Here is an 11,300-nt window from a genome sequence, read left to right as displayed (position 1 = left end):
AACCCCAGCCGCTGACACAGGCGGCGCATGGCCTCGTTTTCGCAAAGAACCTCGCCGGTGAGGTGCTGGATCCCTTCGCAGCGGGCCACCTGAATGAGGCGGGTCAACAGCTCCGTGCCAATCCCTTGCCGTTGGTAGGGATCCGCCACCAGCATGGCAAACTCTGCTTCTTGGGGAAAGCCATGTTTTCTGGAGAGGCGGCTGATGCCGAGGATTAAGGACTTCGTCCCGCTGACGCGATTGGCCTCTGGCTCCTGTTTTTCTGCTACTAAGGCAATCTCGCGGTCGTAATCGTTAAAGCAAATGCGGGTAAGGCGCTCGTGGGCGATACGGGCGCTGTATTTGATCGGGTGGAAGTAGCGCAGATAGACGCTGTAATCGGAGACGTGGCGGTGAAAATCGATCACCAAAGGCTCGTCTTCAGGGCGGATGGGGCGAATGGTGATGCCGTCCCGGAAGCTCCAGATGTACTGGGTGGGATAGGGGCGGATGGCCAAGGGCACCTGGGGATCCTGCTCGGTTCGCAAAATGACGCGGGCATCCAAAGCCAGCAGGCCCTCGCTGGAAGCCAGCAGCGGATTGATGTCGATCTCTTTAATCTCCCGCTGCTCGGCCACCAGTTGGCTAAAGCGCACCAAGAGCTGTTCCAGGGCCTCCAGATCGACAGCTGGGCGTCCGCGTACCCCCCTGAGGGCCTTGTAGATGAGGGTGTTTTCCATCAGGCGCCGCGCCAAGGTGGTGTTGAGGGGGGGAAGGCCAATGGAGCGATCCTGAAACACCTCCACCAGTTGTCCGCCACTGCCAAACAGCAACACCGGCCCAAACTGGGGATCCTGGCTGCTCCCCAGGATCAGCTCATAGCCATCCGTGTCCACCATCGGCTGCACCGTGACCCCCTGGAAGTGCTCCGGCCCCGCTTTCTCGCTGACGTTGCGGAGGATTTGCCCGAAGGCCCGGCGCACCGCCTCAGCATCGGGCAGGTTGAGCTGCACGCCGCCCACATCGGTTTTGTGGGTGAGGGTGTGGGAGTAGAGCTTCACCACCACTGGGTAACCCATGGCCTCGGCAGCTTCCACTGCTGCTTCGGGGCTCTTGGCCACCCGCGTCGGCACCACGGGGATCCCGTAGGCGGCCAGGATTTCCTTAGATTCGACCTCCGTGAGAAGCGTGCGGCCTTCCCGCCTCGCCTGGGCAAGGGTTTGCTGCACTTTTTCCTGCTCCACTGGCCTGGTGGGAGCCAGGGTGGGGGTTTCGTAGAGGGCCTTGAGGTTGTCACTAAAGCGCCACAGATGGCTAAACACCCGCGCCGCTTGATCCGGGTAGCGGTAGGTAGGGATCCCGGCCTGGTTGAGGATCTGCTCGCCGACATCCACGCCAGCTCCCCCCATCCAACTGGCCAGAATGGGCTGCCGGGATCCGCTGCGCCGCCAGGTCTCCACCACTTTCTCAGCCGTGCGGGTGGGATCCGTCATGGCTTGGGGGGTGAGGATGACCAGGCAACCCTGGCTGCCGGGATCCCGCAACACCACTTCCAAAACTTGGGCAAAGCGCTCCGGATCGGCATCCCCCAAAATATCAATGGGATTGCCGTGGCTCCAGTGGGGGGGCAAGAGCTGGTTAAGCTGCTCCAGGGTTTGGGGGGAGAGCTGGGCCAGGGATCCCCCGGCGCGGATGAGGGCATCGGTGGCCAGCACCCCTGGCCCGCCGGCATTGGTGAGGATGGTCAGGTGAGGGCCCTGAGGACGGGGCTGTTTGGCCAGCACCTCCGCCAGGTCGAAGAGATCTTCAATGTGATCCACCCGCAGCACGCCGCAACGGCGGAAGGCCGCATCCAACACTGCGTCGCTGCCGGTGAGGGAGCCCGTGTGGGAAGCGGCTGCTTGGGCTGCCGCCTGGGTGCGCCCCGCCTTGATGACAATGATGGGCTTGCTCAGGGCCACCTCTCGGGCCGCGGACAGAAAAGAGCGGGCATCCCCGATGGATTCCATGTACAAGACAATGCTGTGGGTATGGGGATCCTCGCCCAAGTAGTCGATTAAGTCTCCCCAGCCCACATCCAGCATCGATCCCAGAGAGATAAAGGCGCTGAAGCCCACATTTTCCTGCAGGCTCCAGTCCAGGATCGAGGTGCACAGGGCCCCACTTTGGCTGATGAAGCCCACATTGCCGGGCCGGGCCATCTGGGCAGCAAAGGTGGCGTTTAAGCCCGTGTGGGGGTTTTGGATCCCCAGGCAGTTGGGGCCAATCAAGCGCAGCTTCCCAAGGACTCCGTCCCGCTGACGCGATTGGATAGTCTGCTGAATTTGCTTCTCCAGCTCCCAGCCAGCAGGGCCCGTTTCCTTGAAGCCTGCTGAAAGAACAATGGCGCCCTTGACCCCGGCTTCTACGCACTCCTGCACCACCTTGGGCACCCCCGCTGCCGGAATGGCGATAATGGCCAGATCCACCGGCTCCGGCAGAGCGGACAGCCGCTCGTAGGCCCGGATCCCCAACACCTGGTGCCGCTTGGGATTGACCGGGTAAACCGTGCCGCCAAAGGGGTGGCTAATGAGGTTCCACAACACCGTCCGCCCCACGCTGCCCTCCCGCTCCGTGGCCCCCACCACCGCCACCGAACGGGGCAGAAAAATGGGATTCAGGGGATGGGATCGGGCCCTCCAGATATCCACACTGGGATCCAGTCGTTGCCACATACCCTACTCCTTAGGCCAACACTGGTTCCGGCTGGTGGTAGAGAGCAGAATCCACCCGGCAGCCCCGATAGGCCAAAACGTACAGCTCCTTCATGTCTTGAATGAGGGGATAGCGGGGGTTGGCGCCGGTGCATTGGTCGTCAAAGGCTTGCTCCGCCATCGCCTCCAGACGGTCGTAAAACTCCCGCTCTTTCTCCCCCAGGGCCTCGCGAATGGTGGCCGGGATCTCCAGTTTCCGCTTGAGCTCTTCGATGGCCTCGATGAGGCGCATGACCTTTTCATCGTCATCCGCCCCGCCCAACTGTAGGTAATCGGCAATTTCCGCGTAGCGGTGCTTGGCGTTGGGATAGCGGTATTGGGGAAAGATGGCCTGCTTAAAGGGGGCGTCGGTGGCGTTGTAGCGGATGACGTGGGTGATCATCAGGGCATTGGCCAGGCCGTGGGGCAGATGGAAGGTGGATCCCAGCTTGTGGGCCAGGGAGTGGCACACCCCCAAAAAGGCGTTGGCAAAGGCCATGCCGGCAATGGTGGCGGCGTAGTGAACTTTTTCTCGGGCTTCTGGATCTGCAGCACCTTTTTCATAGGCCCGCGGCAAGTAGGTCATGAGCAGCTTGATGGCTTGTAATGCCAGCCCATCGGTAAAATCGCTGGCCATCACCGACACATAGGCTTCCAGAGCATGGGTGAGGGCATCGATGCCGCCGTAAGCCGTTAGCTTCTTGGGCATCTTTAAGGTGAGATCCGGATCCACAATGGCCATGGTGGGGGTGAGGGCGTAGTCCGCCAGGGGGTATTTGATCCCCACCCGGTCATCGGTCACTACGGCAAAGGGCGTCACCTCGGAGCCGGTGCCGGAAGTGGTGGGGATGCAGATGAGCTGAGCTTTTTGTCCCAGTGGGGGCAGCTCGTAAACCCGCTTGCGGATGTCCATAAAGCGCATCGCCAAGCCTTCAAACTCCACCTGGGGCTGCTCGTACATCAGCCACATCACCTTGGCCGCATCCATCGGGGATCCCCCGCCGACCGCAATAATCACATCCGGTTGAAACTGGCGCAACTGCTCCAGACCGCGATTGACGTTGCTGAGGGTGGGATCCGGCTCTACATCGTGGTACACATCCCAGCTCACGCGAATCTCATCCAAAACCTGGGTGATGGGATGCAATATGCCCAACTCAAAGAGCGGCTTATCGGTCACCAAAAAGGCGCGTTTTTTGCCGGCCAATTCCCGCAGAGCAATAGGCAGACATCCGGGCTTGAAGTAAACCTTGGGCGGGATCCGAAACCAGAGCATGTTTTCCCGACGTTGGGTTACCGTTTTAATGTTGAGCAGGTGGCGCGGCCCCACATTCTCGGAGATCGAATTGCCTCCCCAAGTGCCACAGCCCAAAGTCAGAGAGGGATCTAGCTTGAAGTTGTAGAGATCCCCAATGGCCCCTTGTGAAGAGGGAGTGTTGATCAAGACTCGACCGGTTTGCAGGGCATTTTCAAAGTAGGCAATATCGTCCCGATTGGCGGGATCTGTATACAAAACAGAGGTGTGTCCCCGCCCGCCGAAATTGACCAGTTGGACAGCAACATCTACGGCGCTGTGGAAATCGTTGGCGCGGTAGAGGGCCAGAACAGGGGCCAATTTTTCGTAGGAGAAGGGCTCCTCCGGCCCCACCTTCTCCACTTCCCCAATCAGCAGTTTGGTGCCTTCGGGTACCTGGATACCGGCCAGGGCAGCGATGGTCTGCACCGACTGGCCCACAATGGCCGGATTGAGGCGACCGTCTTTGAGAAGGATGCGGCGCACGGCTTCGATTTGTTCCGGATCCAAAATGTAGGCCCCCCGATGGCCGAACTCGGCCTTGACCTGCTCGTAGATGGCATCCACCACCACCACTGCCTGTTCTGAGGCACAGATCATGCCGTTGTCGAAGGTCTTGCTCAACAAAATCGAGCTGACAGCCATGGGAATATCGGCACTGGCATCGATCACTGCCGGGGTATTGCCCGCTCCCACCCCCAAAGACGGGTGGCCCGAAGAGTAGGCCGCTTTAACCATGCCAGGCCCGCCGGTAGCCAAGATCAGCTTCACCTCAGGATGCTGCATCAAAGCCTGGGACAGCTCGATGGTGGGCTCATCGATCCAGCCAATGAGCCCCACGGGAGCACCCGCTGCCTCGGCGGCTTCCTTAACCACTTTGGCCGCGGCAATGGTGCATTGTTTAGCCCGCGGGTGGGGGGAAAAGATAATGCCGTTGCGGGTTTTGAGGGTGATCAGAGCCTTGAAAATTGTCGTCGAGGTAGGGTTGGTTACCGGCACAATACCTGCCAAAAGACCCACCGGTTCAGCAATGCGCTCGTAGCCAAAGCTCTCATCCCGCTCGATAACCCCGCAGGTTTTCTCGTGTTTGTATTTGTTGTAAATGTATTCCGAGGCAAAGTGATTTTTGATCACCTTGTCCTCCACAATACCCATGCCGGTTTCCTGTACCGCCAGCTTGGCCAACGGGATCCGTTCGTTGTTGGCAGCCAGAGCGGCTCTGTGAAAAATCCGGTCTACCTGTTCTTGGGTGAAAGTTGCGTATTCAGCTTGGGCAGCCTTCACCTGCTGGATCAAGGTTTCCAGCTCGGCTAGATGGGTCACTGGCATCGGTGGATCCCTCCAAAACTCATCAAGACTTAGACGATAGGAACAATTGACAATCGGATAGTTGGAAATAGTCGAATAACCCGAATGGCAATCTAGGCGCCAACAGGAGCAGGAACTTGGATTTCGGTGGTCAGGGTGGGGGGATGGGTGAGCGTATTGTGAATGATGCAGGCATCAACTGCTTTTTCCAGCCCCTTTTGATGCCTTTCGTCCAGCGGGATCCCAGTTTTTACACGAATGTGAATGTTGTCTAGGCGAGCCGGATGCTCAACTTTCTCCGCCGTGACCACCACCTCTAGTCCACTGGGATCCAACTGCCGAGCTTCCAGATATTTGACGGCATAAAAACCAACACAGGCGCCCAGAGAAGCCAGAAACCATTCCGGCGGCGTCATTCCCTGATCTCGACCGTGATTGTCCAAAGGCTGGTCGCTGAGAATGCGGTGCCCTCGGCTTTCCGCTTGGAACTGAACACCATCGCGGTAGGTGACGCAAACTTCCATTGGGGATCCCTCCTCTTGGGGTATTCTTCAGTTCACATAGAGTCCGTAAAGTTAGCCTGGGGATCAACTTGGATTCCAGTCAGCTCAGGGCCAATCTGGAGACGGTGCAGAGGTTTTAGAGATTAACTGTGAATCACTTCGGATCTAAGCGTGACCTGGCTATGCTGACCCAAGCCGCAACTGCAGAATTGTCAAATAGCCACCAGTCCTTGATCCCGAAAGATTTGTAAGGCGTGATTCACCTGTTCGGGTGTGGGTGGATCGACATCGGCAAGGGTGTAAGGCAATCCCAATTGCTGCCATTTGTATTCCCCCATCTTGTGAAAGGGCAAAACTTCCACTCGCTCCACGTTGGATAAGGTGGCCACAAACTCGGCCAGACCCTTAATGTTTTCCTCGGGATCCGTCAAGCCGGGAACCAGCACAAAACGAATCCAGGTAGGCTTGTGGATCTGGTCTAAATAGCGGGCCAGATTAAGAGTGGGTTCTAGCGAAACACCGGTGACCTTTCGATACAGCTCCGGCAGATAAGACTTGATATCCAGCAACACCAAATCTGTATGCTCCAACACAGGCTTGGCTGCTTCCAGTTGCCCATAGCCAGAAGTATCCAAAGCCGTGTGCAAGCCCAACTCATGACAGCGACGGAAGATCTCAGCTACAAAGGTGGGTTGCATTAAAGGCTCTCCCCCGGTAGCCGTAACTCCCCCCGCTCGCAAGTAATTCTTGTAACGTTGGATCTCGGCAATTAAAGACTCAACCGTAACAAGCTGTCCCGCCTCCGGATCCCGACAGTCAGGGTTGTGGCAATACAAACAGCGAAGTGGACAACCCTGTGTAAAAATTACGAAGCGGATTCCTGGCCCATCGACGGTGCCACAGGTTTCCACCGAGTGAATGCGCCCAGCAATTGGTGTCAGGGGGTTCATAACGGTATCCATACTTTTATCCTGGATGACTTTTGCAAAATATCAATCAATCTTGAGGTTTTCTTCCAGATTGCTAACTCAGGTTAAATAGAACACAGTTTCCATTTCTCTTTGGATTAGGTTGGGACTAGATTTTTTTGGATCCCTAGGGTCTTTTAGCTAGACCGCTGCTATCCTGGCTGGAAGGGAGAAAGGGGGATAAAAAGCCGAAAGGGCAGCTTGGGGATCCCACCCAGCTCAGACCGATGGGTCGTGTGGGCTAGGCACGGAGGTATCCACCGTGATGCCGTGCAGGCGGTGGGCCTTGGGATCAAAATCCTTCGGGAAATGGGTATAGGCATCGAAATCTGCGTGATCCAACAAGGCTCCTTCTAAGAGCGCCCCTCGGAAATTGCTGCCAAAGAGGAGACATCCCCGCAAATCGGCTCCCGATAGGTTAGCTCCGCTGAAGTCGGCATAGCTGAGATCGCACCCCCGCAAATTGGCCCCCGCCAAGTTGGCCCCACTGAAATCGGCATAGCTGAGATCGGCGCCAGCCAAATGGATCCCCTGCAGCTCAGCCCCCTGCAAATCGATCTCCCGAAAATCGCGCCGTCCTGAGGCATACTGGCTGACCAGATCCGCAGCGCTACAAACAGTCATGATCATCGGGCCTCCTCGGTTATCGATGGGGGATCCCTTCCATCGACCCCGGTATGGGCGGACTTCAGGGATCCCCAGGCTGGTCTTTTAGCAGTGTTGATGGAACGTGCGGTTAATGACATCCAGTTGCTGCTCGCGGGTGAGCTTGATGAAGTTCACCGCATAGCCGGAAACCCGGATGGTGAGCTGTGGGTAGAGCTCCGGGTGCTCCATGGCATGCAGCAGGGTCTCGCGGTTGAGAACATTGACGTTGAGGTGGAAACCGCCATCCCGCATGTAGCCATCCAGCAGCCCCACTAGATTGACAACCCGCTCCTCCGCTGTGCGACCTAGGGCCGCCGGCACAATCGAGAAGGTGTTGGAGATCCCATCCAGAGCGTCGTCGTAGGGCAGCTTGGCCACCGAAGCCAGCGACGCCACCGCCCCCTTGGTGTCCCGGCCGTGCATGGGGTTGGCCCCTGGGGCAAAGGGCTCGCCCGCTCGCCGCCCGTCGGGGGTGTTGCCGGTTTTCTTGCCGTAGACCACGTTGGAGGTGATGGTGAGGATGGACTGGGTGGGGATGGCATTGCGGTAGGTCTTGTGCTTGCGCAGCTCGGCCATGAAGGTCTGCACCAGTTGCACTGCAATGGAGTCAACTCGGTCGTCGTTGTTGCCGTATTTGGGGAAGTCGCCCTCCACCGCGTAATCCACCACTAGGCCCCGCTCATCCCGGATGGCCCGTACCCGCGCGTATTTGATGGCGGATAGGGAGTCGGCTGTTACCGACAGGCCGGCCAACCCAAAGGCCATGGTGCGCAGCACGTCCCGGTCGTGCAGGGCCATCTCCAGGCGCTCGTAGCAGTACTTGTCGTGCATGTAGTGGATGATGTTCATGGTGTTGACGTAGGTTTTGGCCAGCCAGGCCATCATCTGCGCCATGCGCGGCCACACCTCGTCGTAGTCCAGGACATCGGCGGTGATGGGGGCGAAAGCAGGAGCCACCTGCTCGCCGGAGATCTCATCCCGACCGCCGTTGATGGCATAGAGCAGGCACTTGGCCAAGTTCACCCGCGCTCCAAAAAACTGCATCTGCTTGCCGATGCGCATGGCCGACACACAGCAGGCGATGCCGTAGTCATCCCCCCAGTAGGGGCGCATCAAGTCGTCGTTTTCGTACTGGATGGAGCTGGTTTCAATGGAGACCTTGGCGCAGTAGCGCTTGAAGGCTTCCGGCAGCCGCTCCGACCAGAGCACGGTCAAGTTGGGCTCGGGCGCTGGGCCAAGGTTGTAGAGGGTATGCAGCATGCGGAAGCTGGTTTTGGTGACCAAAGGCCGCCCATCTAGGCCCATGCCGCCGATGCACTCGGTAACCCAGGTGGGATCCCCGCTGAATAGCTCGTTGTACTCGGGCGTGCGCAAAAACCTGACCATGCGCAGCTTCATAACAAAGTGGTCAATGAGCTCCTGGGCCTCTTCCTCGGTGAGGATCCCGGCCTGCAGATCCCGCTCGATGTAGATGTCCAGGAAGGTGGACACCCGCCCCAAGGACATGGCCGCCCCGTTTTGCTCCTTGACGGCTGCCAGGTAGGCCAGGTACAGCCATTGGATGGCTTCGCGGGCGTTGGCTGCCGGACGGCCCAGGTCAAACCCGTAGCGGGATCCCATCTCTTTCAGCTCTTGTAGGGCCTTAATCTGCTCGGAGAGCTCCTCCCGCAGGCGGATGGTCTCTTCGTCCATCGTGTCCAGGTCTAGACTGGCTTTTTGGGCCTGCTTGTCTTCGATGAGCCGATCCACCCCGTAGAGGGCCACCCGCCGGTAGTCCCCAATGATGCGACCCCGACCGTAGGCATCGGGCAGGCCGGTGATGATCCCGGAGCGGCGGCAGCGGCGCATCTCTTCGGTGTAAGCATCAAAAACGCCGTCGTTGTGGGTTTTGCGGTACCGGGTAAAAATTTCCTTGGTGCGGGGATCCAGCTCGTAGCCATAGGCTTTGAGGGAAGACTCCACCACGCGGATGCCGCCAAAGGGCATGATGGCCCGCTTCAGGGGTTTGTCCGTCTGCAGCCCCACAATTTGTTCCAGCTCTGGGTCGATATAGCCAGGGGCGTGGCTGGTGATGGTAGAGGGAACGGCAGTATCGGCATCTAGGATCCCTCGCTCTCGCTCCAGAGCCATCAAATCCTTGACCTTGGCCCACAGCCGCTGGGTGCGCTCGGTGGCTGCAGCTAAGAAGGTTTCATCACCGGTGTAGGGGGTGTAATTGCGCTGAATAAAGTCTCTGACGTCGATGGAGCGCTGCCAGGCTCCCGTTGCAAAATCGCTCAAAACTTTTTGACCGGCTGCGTTGGATCCTGTCCTTGGTTCCGCCTTCAATTCTGTAGGTGATGCTACAGAACGCTGCACACTGGCAACCATAACAATCCTCCCGGCTATTACGCCTGATAATCTATCGACAGGGCGAGGCAGCACCCCGGCCTTTGCCCCACGCAGGCTCTAAAAGAGAGCTAAAGAACCAATAGATCTCTGCAAGGCTTATAGGGATCCTACGAAGGGCTTTTGGCAACTCTTCTGTTTCTTTTTTAGGCGTTCTAAATACACCTCGCCTGATTTAATTTTAGTCCCTTGCGCTCTGAGGATATTTTCGGTTGCGTGATTTTTTAATCTTATTTTCATCCTATTTTTTAATGCTGTTTTAATATCTTCTTAACGTTGTTTTACGCTTTTCCATCGGCAAATGGCGGGCCTATGCTGAGGTAGGACGGCCCAGGTCGTCTGTTGCCGTGAGAACGTCAGGATACTCGGCCTTTACCTTAGCAGTGCCTTGCTCTATGAACCAGTCCAATCGAATCGTCCAAGGGATCCATCACCTGCACTTCTATCTTTGGGATCTGCCCCGTTGGCAGGAACACTTTTGTCAAGTTTGGGGCTTCCGAATGGAAGGACAGCTCGGCAGTACCCTCTGTCTGCGTCAGGGATCCCTGCGCTTGCGCCTATCTCAGCCGGCTCACGCCGGGGATGAGGTGGATCGCTATTTGCAGCAACATTCGCCTGGGGTGGTGGATGTGGCCTTGGCGGTGGAGGAGCAAGAGCTGTTGGGCTTGGCAGAGCTTTTGCAGAGGCGAGGAGCCCAAGTGGAGTGGATCCCGGCAGAAGACGAAGGCTGCCCTGCTCTGTGCCTGCGCACTCCTTATGGACTCAGGCATTCTTTGATCCCCAGCTCAGGGATCCCCGATTCAGCCCCTGCTGAGGAGAACCTGTTTTCCCACTGGGATCACCTGGTATTGAACGTGGAGCAGGGATCCCTGCAGGCAGCGGCAGATTGGTATGGGCAGGTGCTGGGTTGGCGGTCTCTGTATCGCTATAGCATCCGCACCAACACCTCTGGCCTAGAAAGTGTGGTGGTGGGAGATCCTGAAGCCGGGATCCAGTTGGCCATCAACGAGCCCACCTGTGCCGCTTCCCAGATCCAGGAGTTTTTGGATGCCCATCATGGCCCTGGCCTGCAACATGCGGCGTTGCACAGCTCAGATGTCTTCGCCAGTGTGCGCCGGCTGCGACAGGGAGGCGTAAACTTTCTGCAGGTGCCACCGGAGTACTACACAAACCTGGCAAGGGAGCTGGCCTCTGGAGCAGTACTCCCTTCTGGTGGGTTGCCCACCATCTCCTGGCACGACTTGGTGGAGCAGCAGCTCCTTTTGGATACCACCTTGCCTGCCTCTGATTCCCGACACCCCCCCCTGTTGTTGCAAACCTTCACTCAGCCTCTGTTTGGCCGGCCCACGTTTTTTTTCGAGGTCATCCAACGGTTGGGTGGAGCCACAGGCTTTGGCGAAGCCAACTTTCAAGCCCTGTTTGAAGCTCTAGAACGCCAACAGCGACAACGGCAGCAAGCCCTGGTCTGCTAACACCCTTG

7 protein-coding genes are annotated in these 11,300 nt (G+C 58.0%); 1 reads left to right on the top strand and 6 read right to left on the bottom strand.

Translation table 11 applies throughout. From position 1 onward, the window contains the following. From NW829_RS01745 to pflB, 6 genes are all read right to left on the bottom strand, one after another. A partial coding sequence (locus NW829_RS01745; protein WP_414416304.1) for a GNAT family N-acetyltransferase occupies positions 1–2,693 on the bottom strand: 2,693 nt, incomplete at its 3' end. A 10-nt stretch (positions 2,694–2,703) separates the two neighbouring features. Further along, complete coding sequence (gene adhE / locus NW829_RS01740) at positions 2,704–5,334, bottom strand: bifunctional acetaldehyde-CoA/alcohol dehydrogenase (protein WP_414416303.1); 2,631 nt, start codon at positions 5,332–5,334, stop codon at positions 2,704–2,706. Between the two features lie 92 nt (positions 5,335–5,426). Further along, positions 5,427–5,837 (bottom strand): OsmC family protein, encoded by a 411-nt coding sequence (locus NW829_RS01735; protein ID WP_414413395.1) that lies wholly within the window; start codon positions 5,835–5,837, stop codon positions 5,427–5,429. Positions 5,838–6,028: 191 nt separating this feature from the next. Then, positions 6,029–6,778: a pyruvate formate-lyase-activating protein gene (pflA, locus tag NW829_RS01730; protein ID WP_414416302.1), complete on the bottom strand. Its 750-nt coding sequence runs from the start codon at positions 6,776–6,778 to the stop codon at positions 6,029–6,031. 225 nt (positions 6,779–7,003) lie between these two features. Continuing rightward, complete coding sequence (locus tag NW829_RS01725) at positions 7,004–7,414, bottom strand: pentapeptide repeat-containing protein (RefSeq protein ID WP_414402580.1); 411 nt, start codon at positions 7,412–7,414, stop codon at positions 7,004–7,006. Positions 7,415–7,495: 81 nt separating this feature from the next. Continuing rightward, complete coding sequence (gene pflB / locus NW829_RS01720; protein ID WP_414413394.1) at positions 7,496–9,802, bottom strand: formate C-acetyltransferase; 2,307 nt, start codon at positions 9,800–9,802, stop codon at positions 7,496–7,498. Positions 9,803–10,215: 413 nt separating this feature from the next. Between pflB and NW829_RS01715 the strand changes: the two genes are divergently transcribed. Continuing rightward, positions 10,216–11,292 carry a VOC family protein gene (locus NW829_RS01715; RefSeq protein ID WP_414350063.1) on the top strand — a complete coding sequence of 359 codons (1,077 nt, stop codon included), beginning with the start codon at positions 10,216–10,218 and terminating at the stop codon, positions 11,290–11,292. The last annotated feature ends 8 nt before the right edge of the window (positions 11,293–11,300 follow it).

This window comes from Synechococcus sp. R55.8 (assembly GCF_047461895.1).
Classification (GTDB): Bacteria; Cyanobacteriota; Cyanobacteriia; order Thermostichales; family Thermostichaceae; genus Thermostichus.
Note: the sequence above shows the minus strand (reverse complement) of the source record. Positions and strands in the feature narration are given on the sequence as shown.

What these genes read in the sequence shown, in the direction of transcription:
- adhE (WP_414416303.1), bottom strand. Translation starts at nt 5,334, where the DNA reads ATGCCAGTGACCCATCTAGCCGAGCTGGAAACCTTGATCCAGCAGGTG.
- NW829_RS01735 (WP_414413395.1), bottom strand. Translation starts at nt 5,837, where the DNA reads ATGGAAGTTTGCGTCACCTACCGCGATGGTGTTCAGTTCCAAGCGGAA.
- pflA (WP_414416302.1), bottom strand. Translation starts at nt 6,778, where the DNA reads ATGGATACCGTTATGAACCCCCTGACACCAATTGCTGGGCGCATTCAC.
- NW829_RS01725 (WP_414402580.1), bottom strand. Translation starts at nt 7,414, where the DNA reads ATGATCATGACTGTTTGTAGCGCTGCGGATCTGGTCAGCCAGTATGCC.
- pflB (WP_414413394.1), bottom strand. Translation starts at nt 9,802, where the DNA reads ATGGTTGCCAGTGTGCAGCGTTCTGTAGCATCACCTACAGAATTGAAG.
- NW829_RS01715 (WP_414350063.1), top strand. Translation starts at nt 10,216, where the DNA reads ATGAACCAGTCCAATCGAATCGTCCAAGGGATCCATCACCTGCACTTC.